Genomic DNA, 20,642 nt, shown 5'->3' with positions numbered 1-20,642 from the left:
GATTGAGGTTATGAGAGGCGCACTAATCCCAGCCTGTCGAACCACGCAATATTAAGCACGCGATTCAGCTCCAAACGACTGTTACGCCACCAGCGACAGGTGTTTCCAGCCACTTTTTGCGCCACTTGCCGGGTCGCGCCAAGCGCTCGCAGCTCCCGATAGGTCGTCGTTCCCCGCTTCCACTGCTTGAGCTGGATCGCTCGCAGCCGGTGTCGTATCCATTCGTCCAGCTCACGCCAGACGGCTGGGGTTTGCGACAAGCCGAAGTAAGTTTTCCACCCCAGAATGTAAGGTCGCAGATCATCGACGATCTGTTGCAGGCTACGACCGCATGAGCGCCGGGTGTACCAGCGTATCCGCTGCTTGAACTGCTTCTGCGCTTTGTAGGATGAAGCACGTTTGACTTCGCCTCGGGCTATCCACAACTCATAGCCTAGAAACTTGCGACCAAACGCACTCGTCACTGCACTTTTGCTCTCGTTGACACTCAAGTGCAGCTTTTCATACAGACGCCTCAGCAAAGCCATTACCCGGTGCCCCGCCTTCTGACTGCGAACATAGACATTCGCATCGTCGGCATAGCGCACGAAGCAATGACCTCGGCGTTCAAGCTCCCGATCCACTTCATCCAGCAGCACATTCGCCAGCAACGGCGACAGCGGGCCGCCTTGCGGCGCCCCGCAAAGACTGTTTTCGAGCACGCCATTAATCAGCGTTCCCGCACCCAGATACGCCCGAATCAGCCGGATAACCGCCCGATCCGAAATCCGTTTACGTAGACGATCCATCAGAATGTCGTGATCGACCCGGTCGAAGAATTTCTCCAGATCCACATCCACCACCACTTTTCGACCCGAGGACACGTAGCACTGAGCCGCCAAGACGGCCCCCTGTGCACAACGCCCCGGACGGAAGCCGTAGCTGTGCTCACTGAAAGTGGGATCGAGTAGCGGCTGCAAAATTTGCAGCAACGCTTGTTGGATCAGACGGTCGGTGACCGTCGGAATACCCAGCTCGCGCTGACCGCCGTCGGGCTTGGGGATGGCCACACGTCGTACCGGACTAGGCCGATAGACACCGGACACAAGCTGTTCACGAATCACAACCCATTGGCTCAGCAGATGTTCGGCCGTCTGATCTATATCCAGACCGTCGACCCCTGCTGCACCTTTATTGGCCTTGACCCGTTTCCACGCCCGTTTCAGGTTTTCTCTCGCAAAGGCGCGTTCCAGCAGCCCTTGCCCTGCGTAGTCGGATTCATCTTGCGGGCAATTGACCTCGTCGCTGACGGGACTTCTCACGACTTCACCGCTCGTTATCTCCATCCGCCCCGCGTTTGGCAGGCATCTGACTTCCGGTCTTTCGCATCAACATGACCTATAACGCTTTCTCTCGTTCAGCCCTTCGTCAAAAAAAAGACTACTACGGCCTCTGCTGACTTCTCGCTCCGGCTCGCGCCGTCGCCCTTTCAGGCATGAGGCGAGATCTCCCCAGGTAAGAACGCAATCCTTCACCACACAACCGCCGGATTTACGCTGCCTGATCTTTGACCACAAGAGCTTCGCGGTTTTGTGCCCGCTCACCCTGATCGGCTTCGCCTTTTATCCGGTTCTTGTACATCGGCTCATGGCTTCGATTCACGCTTCCTCCCCACACTCGGTCACCCTCATGCAGTTGCGCTTCACTTCGTTCGCTGTGGTCAGCTCACGGCGGGACTTTCACCCACAAGATTGCGCCCATGCTGGGCGCACATCGGCATAGGGGACGGCCTTCACAGGCCGCTCCCCTGCCACACCACCCGGCATGCGGGTCCGCACCGGGCGGTTCGAGAGATTGAGGTTATGAGAGGCGCACTAATCCCAGCCTGTCGAACCACGCAATATTAAGCACGCGATTCAGCTCCAAACGACTGTTACGCCACCAGCGACAGGTGTTTCCAGCCACTTTTTGCGCCACTTGCCGGGTCGCGCCAAGCGCTCGCAGCTCCCGATAGGTCGTCGTTCCCCGCTTCCACTGCTTGAGCTGGATCGCTCGCAGCCGGTGTCGTATCCATTCGTCCAGCTCACGCCAGACGGCTGGGGTTTGCGACAAGCCGAAGTAAGTTTTCCACCCCAGAATGTAAGGTCGCAGATCATCGACGATCTGTTGCAGGCTACGACCGCATGAGCGCCGGGTGTACCAGCGTATCCGCTGCTTGAACTGCTTCTGCGCTTTGTAGGATGAAGCACGTTTGACTTCGCCTCGGGCTATCCACAACTCATAGCCTAGAAACTTGCGACCAAACGCACTCGTCACTGCACTTTTGCTCTCGTTGACACTCAAGTGCAGCTTTTCATACAGACGCCTCAGCAAAGCCATTACCCGGTGCCCCGCCTTCTGACTGCGAACATAGACATTCGCATCGTCGGCATAGCGCACGAAGCAATGACCTCGGCGTTCAAGCTCCCGATCCACTTCATCCAGCAGCACATTCGCCAGCAACGGCGACAGCGGGCCGCCTTGCGGCGCCCCGCAAAGACTGTTTTCGAGCACGCCATTAATCAGCGTTCCCGCACCCAGATACGCCCGAATCAGCCGGATAACCGCCCGATCCGAAATCCGTTTACGTAGACGATCCATCAGAATGTCGTGATCGACCCGGTCGAAGAATTTCTCCAGATCCACATCCACCACCACTTTTCGACCCGAGGACACGTAGCACTGAGCCGCCAAGACGGCCCCCTGTGCACAACGCCCCGGACGGAAGCCGTAGCTGTGCTCACTGAAAGTGGGATCGAGTAGCGGCTGCAAAATTTGCAGCAACGCTTGTTGGATCAGACGGTCGGTGACCGTCGGAATACCCAGCTCGCGCTGACCGCCGTCGGGCTTGGGGATGGCCACACGTCGTACCGGACTAGGCCGATAGACACCGGACACAAGCTGTTCACGAATCACAACCCATTGGCTCAGCAGATGTTCGGCCGTCTGATCTATATCCAGACCGTCGACCCCTGCTGCACCTTTATTGGCCTTGACCCGTTTCCACGCCCGTTTCAGGTTTTCTCTCGCAAAGGCGCGTTCCAGCAGCCCTTGCCCTGCGTAGTCGGATTCATCTTGCGGGCAATTGACCTCGTCGCTGACGGGACTTCTCACGACTTCACCGCTCGTTATCTCCATCCGCCCCGCGTTTGGCAGGCATCTGACTTCCGGTCTTTCGCATCAACATGACCTATAACGCTTTCTCTCGTTCAGCCCTTCGTCAAAAAAAAGACTACTACGGCCTCTGCTGACTTCTCGCTCCGGCTCGCGCCGTCGCCCTTTCAGGCATGAGGCGAGATCTCCCCAGGTAAGAACGCAATCCTTCACCACACAACCGCCGGATTTACGCTGCCTGATCTTTGACCACAAGAGCTTCGCGGTTTTGTGCCCGCTCACCCTGATCGGCTTCGCCTTTTATCCGGTTCTTGTACATCGGCTCATGGCTTCGATTCACGCTTCCTCCCCACACTCGGTCACCCTCATGCAGTTGCGCTTCACTTCGTTCGCTGTGGTCAGCTCACGGCGGGACTTTCACCCACAAGATTGCGCCCATGCTGGGCGCACACAAAAAAGCCGCCCCAAAGGGCGGCTTCTTTTCAAACGACTATCCGCAAATTACAGCTGCGGACCGGCGCTCTTGATCGCGTCCGAAACTTCAAACTTCTTGAAGTTCTCGATGAACAGCCTGGCCAAAGCCTTCGCCGCTTCATCGTAGGCAGCCTTGTCTTCCCAGGTATTACGTGGGTTGAGCAGGCCGGTTTCAACGCCCGGTACCAACTTCGGCACGTCGAGGTTGATGGTGTCCAGGTGCTCGGTTTCTGCGCCGATCAGTGCACCGCTCTGGATAGCTGCAATCACGCCACGGGTGGTCGGGATGTTGAAACGCTTGCCGACGCCATAGCCACCGCCGGTCCAGCCGGTATTGACCAGGTAGACCTTGGAGTTGAAGCCGCGGATGCGCTTGATCAGCAGCTCTGCGTATTCGCCAGCCGGACGCGGGAAGAACGGTGCGCCGAAGCAGGTGGAGAAGGTCGACTTGATGCCGCTGCCCGAACCCATTTCAGTGGAGCCGACCAGTGCGGTATAGCCCGACAGGAAGTGGTAGGCCGCTTGTTCTTCGCTGAGGATCGACACTGGCGGCAGTACGCCAGTCAGGTCGCAGGTCAGGAAGATCACGGCGTTTGGCTCGCCACCGAGGTTTTTCGGTGCGCGTTTTTCGATCAGTTCACGCGGGTAGGCCGCACGGCTGTTCTGGGTCAGGCTGTCGTCGCTGTAGTCGGCCTTTTTGGTGACCGGGTCCAGCACCACGTTTTCCAGTACGGCGCCGTGCTGGATGGCTTTCCAGATGACTGGCTCGTTCTTCTCGGAGAGGTCGATGCACTTGGCATAGCAACCACCTTCGATATTGAACACCACGCCTTCGCCCCAACCGTGTTCGTCGTCGCCGATCAGGTAGCGGCTTTCGTCTGCCGACAGGGTGGTTTTACCGGTGCCCGACAGACCGAAGAACAGGGTCACATCGCCTTCTTCGCCCATGTTGGCAGCGCAGTGCATCGGCAGAACGTCGACTGCTGGCAGCAGGAAGTTCTGTACCGAGAACAGGGCTTTTTTCATTTCGCCGGCGTAACGCATGCCCGCGATCAGAACCTTCTTGGCCGCGAAGTTGATGATCACGGTGCCGTCGGAGTTGGTGCCGTCACGCTCTGGCTCGCAAACGAAGTTTGGCGCGTTGAGAATCTGCCACTCGCTCTTGCCAGCCGGGTTGTACTGTTCAGGGTTGATGAACAGGCAGCGACCGAACAGGTTGTGCCAGGCAGTCTCGGTGGTCATTTTGACGGCGAGGTAGTGCGACGGGTCGGAGCCGACGTGCACGTTAGAGACAAAACGCTCGCGCTCGCCCAGGTAGGCGGCTACGCGGTCCCACAGGGCATCGAACTTGTCGGCCGGGAACTTGCGGTTGATCGGGCCCCAGGCAATGGCGTCCTGGGTGGTTGGCTCTTCAACGATGAAACGGTCAACTGGCGAACGACCAGTACGATGGCCGGTTTTCACTACCAGAGCGCCGGTATCGGCAAGCTCGCCTTCACCGCGGTTCAGGGCTTCTTTAACCAGATCGTCGATGCTCAGATCGGTGTACACGGCGTTATTGGCTTGCGTCATGAATGTCCCCGTCGGCCAGAGGCCGAGTGCTCCAAACGTTTTGTAGTAGAAACTTTCATACTACTACAGCGAAAAAAGTGGCCCGGATTATGCCAGAAACGCCCAAAAAAAGTAGAGCCCTCCTGTCAGAACGTCGTTATTACGGCGCCTGACAGGTAATTTACCTGCGCTGAACCGTTTTAGTGACGAGTATCTGACGGTGCGTCAACACCGCCACCTGCGAACAATTGCTCGACTTCGGTGGCATCGAAAAGATAGCGTTCATTACAGAACTGGCAATCGATCTCTACGGTGCCCCCGTGCTCGACCACCAACAACCTGGCGTCATCAGCCCCCAGGCTGACCAGTGCCCTGGCCGAGCGCTCACGCGAGCAACTGCACTGGAAGCGGATACTCTGGATATCGAACAGGCGTACGGCCTCTTCATGGTAGAGACGGTGCAGGATAGTCTCGTTATCGAGCCCGAGCAGCTCCTCGGTCTTGAGGGTGCTTGCCAGCGTCGTGAGGTGCTGCCAGTTCTGTTCGCGCTCCTCGTCGTCCTTGAGCCGGTCGGCCGGCAATTGCTGCAACAGCAGGCCGCGTGCCTGGTGGCCATCGGCCTTGAGCCAGAAACGCGAGCCCAACTGCTCGGAAAGGGCGAAGTAGTTGGTAAAGCATTCGGCCAGATCTGCGCCATCAAGCTCGACAATGCCCTGGTAGCGCTGACCCTGGGTCGGGTCGATGGTCATCGCCAGTACACCTTCGGGCATCAGCTCGTGAAGGCCTGCACCAAGCGTTACCTGTTCTTCGTTATAACGCGCCAGGCCGCGAATCTCCCGATCGCTGGAGCACTCGACCATCAACAACGGAACGGCGCCACTGGAACGCGCCTGGAGGATCAGCAGCCCGTCGAACTTCAGGGTGCCAACCAGCAATGATGCGGACGCCATCAGCTCGCCGAGCAGTTGCGCAACGGGCTCCGGGTACGGGTGCTTGGCCAGCGCTTCAGCGTAGCTGTGCTCCAGCGAGACCAGTTCACCACGAACGTCGCTGTCGTCAAAGATGAAACGTTGGGTGTAATCGGTGTCCGGGAAATCATGCATAGGTATGGGTTTCTGAATGGGTGACAAAAAAGTGCGCTACATCGACGTGATGCGCCGGGCGCTTGTGCTGGGGGTATTTTATGAACAATCCAGCACTGTTCCAAGCGAGGTCGACTAACCGCCTTTTTCGTCGTGGAACTGATGAAGCTGCCGACGTTGTTTCTTGGTGGGTCGCCCATCAGTACTCACGCCCAACGCACCGGCCTTGCGCATGGCGGCTGCCTGCTCGCGCCTGGCGATACTCTGCTCGGTCTCGGTGTAGAGTTCCTGGGCTTCGGGTGCGCCTCGGCGAACGGCTGACAGCGCCTTTACGACCACCGTACGTTCGTCGAACCCGGTACGTATCTGGAACTCATCGCCAACCCGAGGCTCCTTGCCGGGCTTGCAGCGTTCACCCCGGCAATGCACTTTACCACTTTCGATCGCGGCCTTGGCCAGGGCGCGGGTTTTGTAGAAACGTGCCGCCCACAACCATTTATCGAGTCGAACCTTGTCGTCCTCTTCCTGTTTTTGTGCCATTGGAAAACCTCACTCAGGAATTTAACCGAACTGTACTACCGTACCTGGCGGATGCAAAAAAACCACGAGCCGCATACAGTCAAAAAGTCTCGCGTCAGCGCCAGGCACGTCTGTTATTGCGGTTTTTAAGCACGACTGCTGCGATAGCTATCGCCATTTGCGCAAGATTCTGCGTGAATACCGTGCCAGAGGTTTCGCAATGATCCGCGACGTTTGCGCACGGTCTATGCTGGGTTGAATTTGCATTTCAGATGCCCTGTCCAAAGGCAAACAACACGGTGACATCCGCAAGCGCGTTAACGACTCAAAGACCTCCACCGCCGGTTAAGCATTTTGAAGACATTTGACCATTTGACTGTTATTGGCCTGCGCGAGTGGGTGGCGCTACCCGACCTCGGGGTGGCAGGCCTGCGTGCCAAGATCGACACCGGTGCCAGTACCTCGAGCCTGCATGCCACCGAAGTTGAATCCTTCGTGCGCAACGGCGAGAAATGGGTACGCTTCAATGCCCACCTCGGCTCGGTCGTGCAGCTTCGGCATCGCCGGTGCGAAGCGCCGCTGGTGGCCATGAAGACAATCAAAAGCTCTAACGGTCAGGCCCAGACCCGTTACGTCATCCGCACGGCGCTGGCGCTGGGCGACCGGGTCTGGGAAGTCGAATTTACCCTGGCTTGCCGCAAGGCCATGCGCTATCGCCTGCTACTCGGTTCCAAAGCCCTGGTTCACGGCCAACTGGTCGTCAATCCGGGACTTACATACGTTCAAGACAAGCCGGCGTTTCCGGCCTCTCTCCCCTCTCCCACAGGTGTTGCATGAAGATCGCTGTGCTGTCGCGGAACCCGCGTCTGTATTCCACTCGTCGTATGGTTGAAGCCGGCACCGCGCGTGGCCATGAAATGGTAGTGATCGACACCTTGCGCGCCTATATGAACATCGCCAGCCATAAACCGCAGATTCACTATCGCGGCAAACCCCTGGCAGGCTTCGATGCAGTCATCCCGCGTATTGGCGCTTCGGTTACTTTCTATGGTTGCGCGGTGTTGCGCCAGTTCGAAATGATGGGGGTCTTCCCGCTCAATGAGTCGGTGGCCATTGCCCGTTCACGAGACAAGCTGCGCTCACTGCAATTGTTGTCGCGGCGGGGGATCGGCCTGCCGGTAACCGGTTTCGCCCACTCGCCCGACGACATCCCCGACCTGATCCAGATGGTCAACGGCGCGCCGCTGGTGATCAAAGTGCTCGAGGGTACCCAGGGCATCGGCGTGGTGCTGTGTGAAACGACCAAGGCTGCCGAGTCGGTGATCGAAGCGTTCATGGGCCTCAAGCAAAACATCATGGTTCAGGAGTACATCAAGGAAGCCGGCGGCGCCGATATCCGCTGCTTCGTGGTGGGCGACAAGGTCATCGCCTCGATGAAGCGCCAGGCCAAGCCGGGTGAGTTCCGCTCCAACCTGCACCGCGGCGGCAGCGCCAGCCTGATCAAGATCACGCCCGAGGAACGCATGACAGCCATCCGCGCCGCCAAGGTCATGGGCCTGAGCGTGGCCGGCGTGGACATCCTGCGCTCCAACCATGGCCCGCTGGTGATGGAGGTGAACTCCTCGCCGGGGCTGGAAGGTATTGAAGTGACCACCGGCAAGGACGTGGCCGGGATGATCATCGAGCACCTGGAGAAGAATAGCGTTCCGAATATGACGCGGACTCGTGGGAAGGGTTGAGGCATCACCGCAGAAACATCAGACCGCATCGCGCGGCAGCATCAACCCCAACGGCAGGCGCACCCGCGCCTCCAAGCCGCCACCCGAGCGGTTGCGTAACTCGACATTGCCGCCATGCATGGCGGCGATCCGCTTGACGATCGCCAGCCCCAGCCCTGTCCCCTTGCCGCTGCGAGCACTGTCGCCACGGGTAAACGGGTTGAAAATCGCCTCCAGCTCGCCAGGGTCGATACCGGCACCACGGTCCAGTACGCTCAGTACCACGTAGGGCGCGCTGGTGTCGCCAGAAACGTAGGCCGCTACCTCGACGCCATTGCCGGCGTGGTACAGCGCATTGCCAATCAGATTGTTCAGCAGGCGCTTGACCGACACCCGCCGCAGCGGAAACGGCGGAATCGGCTCGAGACACAAGCGCACCCGCTCGACTGGCTGATTGAACGGCGCGACCACTTCCTGCACCAGTTCGCTCAGGTCGACCTCTTCGACCGTTTCATCACGACCATCGCGAATGAAGGCCAGGAACTGGTCGAGAATCGCGTCCATATCTTCGATATCACGAACCATGTCCTCGGTCAGTTCGCTGTCGTTGCTCATCAGTTCCAGGGACAGGCGCAGGCGCGTAAGCGGTGTACGCAGGTCATGGGAGACGCCGGCGAGCATCAGTTCACGCTCGCGGCCCGCCTGCTCGACGTCCTCGGCCATCTGGTTGAAGGCCCGGTAAACCTCGGTCATTTCACTGGGTGTGTCGCTGACTGGCAGGCGCACGCTGCGCCCCTGCCCCAGCTGCCGGGCGGCGAAGACCAGACGCTTGAGGGGTTGGTTGAGCTGGCGAACAAAGATCCAGGCCGACGCCGTGGACAGCAGCCCGATAGCCAGGAACCAGCCCAGCACGCTCCAGATCTTCTGGCCTCGCAATGGATGCGGATACAGCGGCACTTTCAGCCAGCCATCGCCCAGGCTTGGCGCCCGCACCCAGAGCGCTGGCGGTGCATGCACGCGCAAGCGCACTTCGGTGTCGGCACCCAGCTCTGCCTGCATCTGCCGCTGGTAAATCTCACTGTAGGGCCAGTGTTGCTCACCCTCTGGCACTCCGCCGCCCACGACCCGGATCAGACCGGCGGCATCGGCGATTTTTTCCCGATCCCCTTCATCGGCGGCCCAATAGGCTCGCAGCGTCAGCGCAACACCATGGCTGTACTGCCGGTCGACCAGCACGTCCTCGTTCATCAGCAGATAAACCAGGGTCAGCGCCTTGGAAAACAGGACGACGATCAACACCAGCCAGAGCGTGCGGGCGAAGAAACTTTGAGGGAACCACAATGGGGTTTTCATAGACAGCAACTACACACTTTGCAGGAACGAGACAGGCTCGCAAACATTGCGGATATCGAGTGACGCAAAAGCAGGACCAACCCAAAAGTTGTCCTGCTCCGGGAAACTCGCTCCTACAAACCAGCCATCACTTGCCAGCGTTGCCATCCGGTACAAAGACGTAACCCACGCCCCAGACAGTCTGGATATAACGCGGCTTGGATGGGTCCGGCTCGATCATGCGGCGCAGGCGAGATATCTGCACATCAATGGACCGCTCAAGGGCATCCCATTCGCGCCCGCGGGCCAGGTTCATCAGTTTGTCACGGGTCAAGGGTTCGCGGGCATGCATCACCAGCGCCTTGAGCACGGCGAATTCACCCGTGGTCAGCATATGGACTTCTTCACCGCGCTTGAGCTCCCGAGTGGCCAGGGACAACTCATAGTCGCCGAAGGTGACGGTCTCGTCCTCGCTGCCCGGAGCACCGGGAACCGGCGCGGACTGACGGCGCAGGACCGCCTTGACCCGAGCCACCAGCTCGTCGGGATTGAACGGTTTGGCCAGGTAATCGTCGGCACCCAGCTCCAGGCCCTTGATTCGGCTCAGCTCGTCGCCCTTGGCCGTGAGCATGATGATCGGCACCTGATTGTTCGCCGCGCGCAGCCGGCGACAGGCCGAAAGACCGTCCTCGCCCGGCAGCATCAAGTCGAGAACGACCAAGTGAAAGACTTCACGGGCCAGCAAGCGGTCCATCTGCTCGGCATTGGGCACCGCTCGCGCACGGTAGCCCTTGCTGACGAAAAAACGCTCAAGCAGGCTGCTCAACCCTGGGTCGTCATCGACAATGAGTATTTTTTCGCCTTCGGCGGTTTGTGCAGTGCTGCTCATGGGTTGCTCCTTTGGTCACGACGCGCATTATGGCTTAGCTGCCGGCATACGTGCCGTGTGCATTGTTAGCAGATTTTTCCTCTTGTGCCAGTTTAGCGGACTCGCGAAAGGCCTCGTGCCATCACCGCAAGCCGGAATCGCTGGTTATAATGCGGCGCTTTTACGTCAGGCAGCGCCTGATGGGGATTGTTCGCCAGCCCAGGCCGGCGGCTCTGCATTCACTATTTGTCAGGTGGTTTTATGGACAGCATCAACAGCCGCATCGCCGAGGAACTCGGTGTCCGCCCCCAACAGGTCGAAGCGGCAGTAGCCCTGCTTGATGAAGGCTCCACCGTGCCCTTTATCGCCCGCTACCGTAAAGAAGTGACCGGCAGCCTGGATGACACCCAGCTGCGGCATCTGGAAGAGCGCCTGCGCTACCTGCGCGAACTCGACGAACGGCGCGTCAGCATCCTGGCCAGCATCGAGGAGCAAGGCAAGCTGACCCCGGAGCTGGCCCGCGAAATCAAGCTTGCCGATACCAAGACCCGCCTCGAAGACTTGTACTTGCCGTACAAGCAAAAGCGCCGCACCAAGGGCCAGATTGCCCTGGAAGCCGGCCTGGGCGAACTGGCCGACGGCCTGCTGGGCGATCCGCAACTGACCCCGGAAACCGAAGCGGCACGCTTCGTCGATGCCGAAAAAGGCGTTGCCGACGTCAAGGCGGCCCTCGAAGGCGCCAAATACATTCTCATGGAGCGCTTCGCCGAAGACGCCAACCTGCTCGACAAGCTGCGCGGCTTCCTCAAACAGGAAGCCACCCTCGGTGCCCGCCTGATCGCCGGCAAGGAAGAGGAAGGCGCCAAGTTCCGTGATTACTTCGAACACGACGAACCCCTCAAGAGCATGCCGTCGCACCGTGCCCTGGCCATTTTCCGCGGGCGCAACGAAGGCATTCTCAGCGCGTCGCTGAAGGTCGGCGAAGAACTGCCCGGCACGCTGCACCCTTGCGAAATGATGATTGGCGAACATTTCGGCCTGAAAAACCAGAACCGCCCGGCCGACAAGTGGCTGGGCGAAGTGGTGCGCTGGACCTGGAAGGTCAAGCTCTACACCCACCTGGAAACCGACCTGTTCGGCGAGCTGCGCGACAATGCCGAAGCAGAGGCGATCAACGTGTTCGCCCACAACCTGCACGACCTGCTGCTCGCCGCACCGGCCGGCCCGCGCGCCACCCTGGGGCTGGACCCGGGCCTGCGCACCGGCTGCAAGGTTGCGGTGGTCGATGCCACCGGCAAGCTGCTCGACACCGCCACCGTCTACCCGCACGTACCGAAAAACCAGTGGGACCAGACCATTGCCGTGCTGGCAGCACTGTGTGCCAAGCACTCGGTTGACCTGATCGCCATCGGCAACGGCACCGCCAGCCGCGAAACCGACAAGCTGGCAGCCGAACTGATCAAAAAATATCCAGCGTTGAAAATGACCAAGGTCATGGTCTCTGAAGCTGGTGCATCGGTGTATTCGGCGTCGGAGCTGGCGGCCAAGGAATTCCCGGACCTGGATGTGTCGATCCGCGGCGCAGTCTCCATCGCTCGTCGGTTGCAGGACCCGCTGGCGGAATTGGTAAAAATCGATCCCAAGTCCATTGGTGTCGGCCAGTACCAGCACGATGTTTCCCAGCTGAAACTGGCACGCGGCCTGGATGCGGTGGTCGAGGACTGCGTGAACGCCGTCGGCGTCGACGTGAACACTGCCTCGGTGGCGTTGCTGGCCCGCATCTCGGGGCTCAACACCACCCTGGCCCAGAATATCGTTGCTCACCGTGATGCCAACGGCGCGTTCAAGACCCGTGCAGCCTTGAAGAAAGTCAGCCGACTGGGCGAGAAGACCTTCGAGCAAGCCGCAGGCTTCTTGCGCGTGATGAACGGTGACAACCCGCTGGACGCCTCGGCCGTGCACCCTGAGGCCTACCCGCTGGTGCAGCGCATCGCTGCCGAAACCGATCGCGATATCCGCTCCCTGATCGGCGACAGCGGCTTCCTCAAGCGCCTGGACCCGAAGAAGTACACCGACGAAACCTTCGGCCTGCCGACCGTCACCGACATTCTGCAGGAGTTGGACAAACCGGGGCGTGACCCGCGTCCGGAATTCAAGACTGCCGAGTTCCAGGAAGGCGTAGAGGACTTGAAGGACCTGCAACTGGGGATGATCCTGGAAGGCGTGGTCACCAACGTGACCAATTTCGGCGCCTTCGTCGATATCGGCGTCCATCAGGACGGCCTGGTACACATCTCCGCGCTGTCGGAAAAGTTCATCAAGGACCCGCGCGAGGCGGTCAAGGCTGGCGACGTGGTCAAGGTCAAGGTCATGGAAATCGACATACCGCGCAAGCGCGTGGGCCTGTCGATGCGCATGAGCGACACCCCGGGCGAGAAAGTCGATGGTGCCCGTGGCGCACGTCCTGGCGCGGCGCCACGTCAGCAAAACGCCCCGGCCCGCGCCAAGGAGACGCCCGCCCCGGCCAATAACGCCATGGCCTCGCTGTTCGCCAACGCCAAGCAGTTGAAGAAGCGCTGATGGAGATCCCGCCGGCGTTTGTCCCCAGCGCCTTCAGCGAGCTATTGGGCTGCCGCCTGCAACGCCTGGACAAGGGCGTTGCCGAAGTCACCCTGACGCTTGCTCCGCAGTTGCGCAATCGGGCCGGCAAGCTGCATGGCGGGGCCATGTTCAGCCTGGTGGACACGGCCATGGGGCTGGCCTGTTCCAGCGCCCATGGCTTCGACCAGCAGAGCGTGACGCTCGAGTGCAAGATCAATTACCTGAAGGCCGTCAGCGAAGGTGAGGTGCTGTGCATCGCCAAGGTCCTGCATAACGGGCGGCGCACGCTGGTTGTCGACGCCGAAGTACTTCAGGGCGACAAACTGATCGCAAAAGCCCAGGCAACCTTCGCGGCTCTATAGCTGTAAAAACCGATCTGCGGTAATTTCGGCATTGCCCCTGCGATGCCGGAACACCTCATGAACTGCGCCGGCTGCAACAACTGAAACCAGGCGACAACGCCGGTTATTTTCTTCACCCTTGTAGACCGTCAAATCTACCCCCATATTGGGGCGACTGACGCGTGAAGGAATCCATCTTGAGCGAACTTCTCAACCGCCGCCTTGCCCTGCTCGGCGAGCGTGACAACCTCTCTCTGCTCGAGCAGTGCCTGCATGGCATTGAGCGGGAATGCCTGCGCGTTACCGGCGAGGCCCGGTTGGCGCAAACCCCGCATCCCGAAGCCCTGGGCGCGGCACTGACCCACGAACAGATCACCACCGACTATTCGGAGTCGCTGCTGGAGTTCATCACTCCGGCCCTGCCAGATCCTGCACAGACGCTGCAAAGTCTCGACAAGATCCATCGATTTGCCTACAGCAAGCTTGGCAACGAGTATCTCTGGAGCCCTTCGATGCCGTGTCCGTTGCCGGCCGAGGAAGACATTCCGATTGCCTATTACGGTACGTCGAATATCGGCAAGCTCAAGTACGTCTACCGCAAGGGCCTGGCCCTGCGTTACGGGCGCACCATGCAGTGCATCGCCGGCATCCATTACAACTTTTCCCTGCCGGAAAGGCTTTGGCCGCTGCTCAAGGAAATCGAAGGGATTGACGGCAGCGACCGCGATTACCAGTCCGCCGCCTACATTGCCCTGATCCGCAACTTCCGCCGCTACAGCTGGCTGTTGATGTACCTGTTCGGCGCCTCGCCGACACTGGACGCGGGCTTTTTGCGCGGCCGTGCGCACCAGCTGGAGCAACTGGACGCCGATACGCTGTACCTGCCGTATGCCACCAGCCTGCGCATGAGCGACCTGGGCTACCAGAGCAATGCCCAGGCAGGCCTGACCCCCTGCTACAACGACCTGACCAGCTACATCGACAGCCTGCGTCAGGCCGTGGCCACGCCCTATCCGCCTTATGTCGAAATCGGCACGCACAAGGATGGCGAGTGGATTCAGCTCAATACCAACATCCTGCAGATCGAAAACGAGTACTACTCCAATATTCGCCCCAAACGCGTGACTTACACCGGCGAGCGTCCGATCCAGGCTTTGATGTCCCGGGGCATTCAGTACGTGGAAGTCCGTTGCCTGGATATCAACCCCTTCCTGCCGCTGGGTATCGACCTGACCGAAGCGCGCTTTCTCGACGCCTTCCTGCTGTTCTGTGCGCTGGAAGAAAGCCCGCTGCTGCGAAGCCTGGAGTGTGGCAACTGCACCTCGAACTTCCTCAGTGTGGTGAAGGAAGGTCGCCGTCCAGGCCTGCAACTGCAGCGCCACGGCCACCCGGTCGAGCTCAAGCAATGGGCCAGCGAACTGCTGGAGAAGATCGCCCCCTTGGCACAGCTGCTTGATCAAAGCCACGGCGGCGAAGAACACGCCAAGGCGCTGGCAGCCCAGCAGGCAAAAGTCAGCGACCCGTCACTGACGCCATCGGCGCAAGTGCTGGCGAGCATGGCCGAGCGCAAGGAAAGCTTCAGCCAATTCTCCATGCGTCAGAGCGAGGCACACGCCGAGTACTTCCGCAGTGAGGCATTGAGCGTTGAAGAACAGGCGAAGTTCGAGGAGTTGGCGCGCACTTCCCTGGCTCGGCAGGCTGAGCTGGAGCAGAACGAGGTGGGTGATTTCGACGTGTTCGTCGGGTCGTATCAGGCGAGTATTTTGGCGATCAGTAACTAGGCTTTAGGGCCCATCGCGGGCAAGCCCGCTCCCACAGGAGTGCGCGTACCCTTGTGGGAGCTGGCTTGCCAGCGATGAGGCCCTGACGTCAGAGCGATTTCTCGAAGATCTTCGAATTACGCTGATAGTTGTACAGCGAAGCCCGCGCCGCCGGCAGGCGCTCCACGCCACTGGGCGTAAAACCCCGCTCACGGAACCAGTGAGCAGTCCGGGTGGTCAGCACGAACAGGGTTTTCAAGCCCATCTCCCGGGCCCGAGTCTCGATGCGTTCGAGCAACTCGTCGCCACGGCCACCATGACGATACTCCGGGTTGACAGCCAGGCAGGCCAACTCACCGGCGTCCGAATCGGCAATCGGGTACAACGCCGCACAAGCAATGATCATCCCTTCACGCTCGACCACGCTGAACTGTTCGATCTCGCGCTCGAGCACCTCACGCGAGCGCCGCACCAGAATGCCTTGCTCTTCCAGCGGGCTGATCAAGTCCAGCAGGCCACCGACATCTTCGATCCCCGCCTCCCGGACTTTTTCGAACTGCTCCTGGGCCACCAACGTACCACCACCATCACGGGTGAACAGTTCCGTGAGCAACGCTCCGTCTTCGGCGTAGCTGACGATATGGCTGCGTGCTACGCCACCGCGACAGGCCTCGGCCGCCGCATCCAACAGTTCGGCCTGGTAGTCGCTGCCCAGTCGCTGCATGTGCATGGGCACTTGTTGCGGACGCAACTCGCGCACCAGCTTGCCATTTTCATCCAGCAGCCCGGGGTCGGCGCCGAACAACAGCAACTTGTCGGCCCCCAGCTCGATGGCGGCGCGGGTGGCGACGTCTTCGCAAGCGATGTTGAAGATTTCCCCGGTCGGCGAATAGCCCAACGGCGACAACAGCACGATGGAGCGCTCGTCGAGCAGGCGATTGATCCCTTTGCGATCGACCCGGCGCACTTCGCCGGTGTGGTGATAATCGATGCCCTCGACCACGCCGATAGGCCGCGCGGTGACCAGATTACCGGCCGCCACGCGCAGGCGTGAACCCTGCATCGGTGAAGAGGCCATGTCCATGGACAGGCGTGCTTCGATGGCGATACGCAGGTGACCGACCGCGTCGATCACGCATTCCAGGGTCGCCGCGTCGGTGATGCGCAGGCCGCGGTGGTAGTGCGGCGTCAGGCCACGGGCCACCAGGCGGCTTTCGATCTGTGGGCGTGAACCGTGGACCAGCACCAAACGTACGCCCAGGCTGTGCAACAGCACCAGGTCGTGGACGATATTGCCGAAGTTGGGATGCTCGACCCCATCACCAGGCAGCATGACGACGAAGGTGCAATCGCGATGGGCATTGATGTAGGGCGAAGCGTGACGGAGCCAATTGACGTATTCGGGCATAACCTGGGAGCCTGTAAAAAATGGACAAAACGTGAAAACACACAGCGCTCGAAGGGGTTATCGTCGGAACAGGCTTGGCGTCACGCGGGTTCTCCTTGTAGTGGACGGTCAGGCTCAGCGGGCAATTACCGGGCTCAGACAATAATATTCGATCAACTCACGCAATAGACGCACGGTAGGCTCCAGGCGTGACATTTCCAGGTATTCGCCCGGTTGGTGGGCACATGCGATATCTCCCGGGCCCAACACCAGGGTTTCACACCCCAGACGCTGAAGATAAGGCGCTTCGGTGCCAAACGCCACCGCTTCGGCACGATGACCGGTCAGACGTTCGGCGACCCGCACCAGCTCGGCGTCTGCGGCCTGCTCGAAGGGCGGAACTTCGGCGAATAGCGGTGCGTAGTCGATCCGTACCTGATGCAGCTCGGCCAGGGGTTCGAGCTTTTGCCGGATCGCCGCGCGCAGCACCTGCGGGTCCATGCCCGGCAAAGGGCGCAGGTCGAACTCCAGCGAACATTGGCCGCAGATCCGGTTGGGGTTGTCGCCCCCGTGAATACAACCGAAGTTCAGGGTCGGCTGGGGCACGCTGAACTGCGGATTGCGGTACTGCTGTTGCCACTGACTGCGCAACTCCATCAACTGACCAATGGCACCGTGCATGGCCTCCAGCGCACTGTGGCCCAGGCTCGGGTCGGAGGAGTGGCCGCTGCGGCCGAGAATATCGATGCGCTCCATCATCACGCCCTTGTGCAGCCGGATCGGTTTCAAGCCCGTGGGCTCGCCGATCACGGCGGCCCGCCCGAGCGGCCGCCCCGCTTCGGCCAAGGCGCGGGCCCCGGCCATGGAGCTTTCTTCATCGCACGTGGCAAGAATCAGCAGTGGTTGCTTGAACGGCTGCGCCAGCAAAGGTTGCACCGCCTCGATGACCAGGGCGAAGAAGCCTTTCATGTCGCAACTGCCCAGGCCCACCCAGCGGCCATCGACTTCAGTCAGCTTGAGCGGGTCGGTTTGCCACAGGCCTGCATCGTAGGGCACCGTGTCGCTGTGCCCGGCCAGCACCAGACCACCGGGGCCGGTGCCGAAACTGGCGAGCAAGTTGAATTTGCCCGGCGACACTTGCTGGATATCGCAGGCAAAGCCCAGGTCCCCCAGCCAGGTCGCCAAGAGATCGATCACCTCGCGGTTGGACTGATCCAGAGCGGGTTGGGTGCAACTGACCGATGGCGCCGCGATCAAGGCAGCGAACTGGTCTTTCATTGACGGCAACGGCATGCGCATTCTCCTGGGACGAAACCCATCATAGAGCCATCGGGCACCGAGAATAAACCGCCAGGGCGCGAGTCCTGTACACTGCACGACCTAATAGTCATACCTCTCAGACGCTCCCCGTCATCAGAGCTTGGATTCTCCAGCCATGCAGAAAGAAACCGAAATCAAACTGCGCGTCAGCCGCGAAACACTGGCTGCCCTGCGCGAACACCCGCTGCTGAAGAAGCGCAACAAAAGTGGCTGGGAACGCCGTGAGCTGTTCAATCAGTATTTCGACACCCCCGAGCGCGATCTGGCGGCGGCCAAGGTAGCCCTGCGCCTGCGTCGCGACGGCGAGGTCATCATCCAGACCCTCAAGACCCGTGGCCAGAGTGTCGCTGGCCTGTCCGAGCGCACCGAACACGAATGGCATCTGCCCAAGGCCAAGCTCGACCTGAAAAAGCTCGATGGCGAATGCTGGCCGACGGAACTGGCCGAGCTGGACAAGAAAACCATCAAGCCCATGTTCACCACAGACTTCGTTCGTGAGTACGCTGAAATCGCCTGGGGCCGTGGCAAGGCCAAAGTAGTCATTGAAGCGGCGCTGGACCTGGGCAAGGTCCTGGTCGGCAAACAGTCCGAAGAAATCTGCGAGCTGGAACTGGAATTGCGCGAAGGCGAGCCAGGCGCCCTGCTGGAACTGGCTGCCGAGTTGGCCGAAACCCTGCCGCTGATGCCTTGCGATATCAGCAAGGCCGAGCGCGGCTATCGCCTGTTCGACGCCGGCAGTTACTCACTGAGCCTGCCAGCGCCGGAAATCACCGCGCAAATGCCGCTCGACGATGCCTTTGCCGCCTTGGCCTGGCACCTGCTGGCAAGCAGCCAGCGGCTGGCCGAGCAGTATCGTTTCAATGGCCACTGGCGCTTGCTGGAAGATTGGGTCGAGCGCTTGATCGAACTTCGCGGCCTGGTTGGCAGCCTCGGTCAGGCCGCTCCGCGCACTACCACTCACGATCTGCGCGCGAGCCTCGACGCCCTGCTCGAAGACTGGCGCCCACTGGTCCTGGCCGGTCACGACGACGAAGATGTGCGCAAGGCAGCTCCCGAGCAATTCGCCGAAGAACTGCTCGATACCCGCTGGGGCCAGTTCTCCCTGAACACCTCACGCTGGCTGCTGGCCCGTTCGTGGACGGTGGGGCGCAACACCCGTGGCAATCGTCAGGGCGCCGCGCAACTGAGCAACTGGCTGGGCCACTTCCTCGCCGAAGAAGCTGCCGCGCTGCAACTGCCACGCTACCAGCAGCAACCGGAAGACCTCGCCGAGCAACTGCCGCGCATCGAGCGCATCCAGGCCTGGCTGCACCTGGCCCGCAATGTGCTGGAATCGCCGGACCTGGACCGTCTCTACGGGGAAATGAACAAGCTTCAGCACCTGGCCAACCTGCCACTGGGCGAAACCGTGCTGCAAGATCGTGTCCAGCAGGCCATGACCGTATTCCAGAGCCGTGGCTGGAAACATTTGCTGCGCAAGTGACGGCTTAACCCTGCACCGGCAAACTCGTGGTGGACTTGATCTCGGACAAGGCCACTATCGAGTTGACCTCCTGGATCCCCGGCACCATTGACAGCTTCTCGAAGAAAAATCGTTCGTAGGCTTCGATGTCCGGGGTGACGATGCGCAACAGAAAATCCACCGCCCCCATCAGCACATAGCACTCCAGCACTTCAGGAAAACCGCGAATCGCTTCGGTGAATTCGGTGAAGTTGGAGCGGCCGTGAGCGTTGAGTTTCACCTCGGCGAAAATCTGCGTGTTCAGGCCGATCTTCTTGCGGTCGAGCAAGGTGACCTGGCCGCGAATCACACCCTCCTCTTTCAGACGTTGAATGCGTCGCCAGCAAGGCGACTGCGACAACCCCACCTGCTCGGCGATCTGCGCACTGGAGAGCGAAGCGTCTTCCTGCAGCAGTGCCAGAATGCGTCGGTCATAAACGTCCAGTTCAGCGTGCATAATAATTCCTGAAATCTCACTAATAACAAATTGAACAATTCAAAAATCGGCTATATCGATCAATCATAGATAAGAAATACCGGAACAGACATGCAAATATTTTCTCCATTGAACTGGAGATTCCCCATGACTGCCCTTGATTGGCCGAACAACCCCGCCACGCCTCTGCGCGCCGATGTCTGGGCTCATGGCAATCCATGCAGCCTCATCCGCTACCGCCTGGTGGCAGAAGCAGAAGCGAGCAGCCTCTGCTGCGTGCTCAACCTGTTTGCAATGCAGTACCTGGTCCCGCGCAAGCTCAATGTTCTGCAACAGGATGATCAATTATTGATCGACGTCGAACTGGACGGCCTGAGTTGGCACCGGGCCGAAGTCATTGCGCAAAAAATGCGCAACCTGATCAGCGTCTGCGACGTGACGCTCGAGCATGCTCAGCACGAAGCCCTACAGGCGGTTGGCTGAAGCGTTCGGGCAATGCGCTGTAACTTTTGCCGCGGCCTGCGGCAACTCATTCGACTACCTCGGGTCTACTCTTGCTCTTTCGGGCCGGGCACACCCTGCCCGGTCCGCTCGCCGTGACCGTTGTTCGAAGGAGCCCG

17 protein-coding genes are annotated in these 20,642 nt (G+C 60.1%); 7 read left to right on the top strand and 10 right to left on the bottom strand.

Annotation, left to right across the window (positions count from 1 at the left end; all coding sequences use genetic code 11):
- Positions 1 to 8: 8 nt before the first annotated feature.
- From ltrA (NVV94_RS01165) to NVV94_RS01145, 5 genes are all read right to left on the bottom strand, one after another.
- On the bottom strand, positions 9 to 1,325 hold the full coding sequence (gene ltrA / locus NVV94_RS01165) for a group II intron reverse transcriptase/maturase (protein WP_258444342.1): 1,317 nt from the start codon (positions 1,323 to 1,325) through the stop codon (positions 9 to 11).
- A gap of 514 nt (positions 1,326 to 1,839) precedes the next feature.
- Positions 1,840 to 3,156, bottom strand: coding sequence for a group II intron reverse transcriptase/maturase (gene ltrA / locus NVV94_RS01160; protein ID WP_258444342.1), 1,317 nt, complete (start codon positions 3,154 to 3,156; stop codon positions 1,840 to 1,842).
- Between the two features lie 477 nt (positions 3,157 to 3,633).
- A complete protein-coding gene (locus NVV94_RS01155; RefSeq protein ID WP_258445444.1) occupies positions 3,634 to 5,178 on the bottom strand; it encodes a phosphoenolpyruvate carboxykinase in 1,545 nt (514 codons plus the stop codon).
- 179 nt (positions 5,179 to 5,357) lie between these two features.
- Complete coding sequence (gene hslO / locus NVV94_RS01150; protein ID WP_258445443.1) at positions 5,358 to 6,260, bottom strand: Hsp33 family molecular chaperone HslO; 903 nt, start codon at positions 6,258 to 6,260, stop codon at positions 5,358 to 5,360.
- A gap of 114 nt (positions 6,261 to 6,374) precedes the next feature.
- Positions 6,375 to 6,779, bottom strand: a complete 405-nt coding sequence (locus NVV94_RS01145; RefSeq protein ID WP_258445442.1) for an RNA-binding S4 domain-containing protein — start codon at positions 6,777 to 6,779, stop codon at positions 6,375 to 6,377.
- A 399-nt stretch (positions 6,780 to 7,178) separates the two neighbouring features.
- Here NVV94_RS01145 and NVV94_RS01140 point away from each other — a divergent pair, with 399 nt between their 5' ends.
- Both NVV94_RS01140 and rimK read left to right on the top strand, forming a co-directional pair.
- Positions 7,179 to 7,595 (top strand): ATP-dependent zinc protease, encoded by a 417-nt coding sequence (locus tag NVV94_RS01140; protein WP_408733473.1) that lies wholly within the window; start codon positions 7,179 to 7,181, stop codon positions 7,593 to 7,595.
- On the top strand, positions 7,592 to 8,497 hold the full coding sequence (gene rimK, locus NVV94_RS01135; RefSeq protein WP_258445440.1) for a 30S ribosomal protein S6--L-glutamate ligase: 906 nt from the start codon (positions 7,592 to 7,594) through the stop codon (positions 8,495 to 8,497). The genes NVV94_RS01140 and rimK overlap by 4 nt, the downstream gene beginning before the upstream one ends.
- A gap of 18 nt (positions 8,498 to 8,515) precedes the next feature.
- On the opposite strand, the gene NVV94_RS01130 is transcribed toward rimK, so the two are convergent.
- Both NVV94_RS01130 and ompR read right to left on the bottom strand, forming a co-directional pair.
- Positions 8,516 to 9,829 carry an ATP-binding protein gene (locus tag NVV94_RS01130; RefSeq protein ID WP_258445439.1) on the bottom strand — a complete coding sequence of 438 codons (1,314 nt, stop codon included), beginning with the start codon at positions 9,827 to 9,829 and terminating at the stop codon, positions 8,516 to 8,518.
- Between the two features lie 127 nt (positions 9,830 to 9,956).
- Entirely contained in the window at positions 9,957 to 10,697 is a 741-nt protein-coding gene (ompR, locus tag NVV94_RS01125) for a two-component system response regulator OmpR (protein ID WP_258445438.1), read from the bottom strand.
- A 240-nt stretch (positions 10,698 to 10,937) separates the two neighbouring features.
- Here ompR and NVV94_RS01120 point away from each other — a divergent pair, with 240 nt between their 5' ends.
- From NVV94_RS01120 to gshA, 3 genes are all read left to right on the top strand, one after another.
- A complete protein-coding gene (locus NVV94_RS01120) occupies positions 10,938 to 13,256 on the top strand; it encodes a Tex family protein (protein WP_258445437.1) in 2,319 nt (772 codons plus the stop codon).
- Positions 13,256 to 13,639: a PaaI family thioesterase gene (locus tag NVV94_RS01115; protein ID WP_258445436.1), complete on the top strand. Its 384-nt coding sequence runs from the start codon at positions 13,256 to 13,258 to the stop codon at positions 13,637 to 13,639. The genes NVV94_RS01120 and NVV94_RS01115 overlap by 1 nt, the downstream gene beginning before the upstream one ends.
- Before the next feature lie 176 nt (positions 13,640 to 13,815).
- Entirely contained in the window at positions 13,816 to 15,399 is a 1,584-nt protein-coding gene (gene gshA / locus NVV94_RS01110; protein ID WP_258445435.1) for a glutamate--cysteine ligase, read from the top strand.
- Positions 15,400 to 15,487: 88 nt separating this feature from the next.
- Here the strand turns inward: gshA and argA are convergent, their stop codons facing one another.
- Entirely contained in the window at positions 15,488 to 16,786 is a 1,299-nt protein-coding gene (gene argA / locus NVV94_RS01105; protein WP_258445434.1) for an amino-acid N-acetyltransferase, read from the bottom strand.
- Between the two features lie 114 nt (positions 16,787 to 16,900).
- Complete coding sequence (gene argE, locus NVV94_RS01100) at positions 16,901 to 18,058, bottom strand: acetylornithine deacetylase (protein WP_258445433.1); 1,158 nt, start codon at positions 18,056 to 18,058, stop codon at positions 16,901 to 16,903.
- Between the two features lie 142 nt (positions 18,059 to 18,200).
- Here argE and NVV94_RS01095 point away from each other — a divergent pair, with 142 nt between their 5' ends.
- Positions 18,201 to 19,568 carry an inorganic triphosphatase gene (locus tag NVV94_RS01095; RefSeq protein WP_258445432.1) on the top strand — a complete coding sequence of 456 codons (1,368 nt, stop codon included), beginning with the start codon at positions 18,201 to 18,203 and terminating at the stop codon, positions 19,566 to 19,568.
- Between the two features lie 4 nt (positions 19,569 to 19,572).
- On the opposite strand, the gene NVV94_RS01090 is transcribed toward NVV94_RS01095, so the two are convergent.
- A complete protein-coding gene (locus tag NVV94_RS01090; protein ID WP_258445431.1) occupies positions 19,573 to 20,043 on the bottom strand; it encodes an Lrp/AsnC family transcriptional regulator in 471 nt (156 codons plus the stop codon).
- A gap of 126 nt (positions 20,044 to 20,169) precedes the next feature.
- On the opposite strand from NVV94_RS01090, the gene NVV94_RS01085 reads away from it, so the two are divergent.
- The gene (locus NVV94_RS01085; protein ID WP_258445430.1) at positions 20,170 to 20,505 is read left to right on the top strand and encodes a hypothetical protein; all 336 of its coding nucleotides are present in this window, start codon (positions 20,170 to 20,172) and stop codon (positions 20,503 to 20,505) included.
- Positions 20,506 to 20,642 lie beyond the last annotated feature (137 nt).

This window comes from Pseudomonas sp. LS1212 (assembly GCF_024741815.1).
GTDB lineage: Bacteria > Pseudomonadota > Gammaproteobacteria > Pseudomonadales > Pseudomonadaceae > Aquipseudomonas.
The sequence above is the reverse complement of the archived record's forward strand: the minus strand, read 5'-3'. Positions and strand labels throughout refer to the sequence as shown.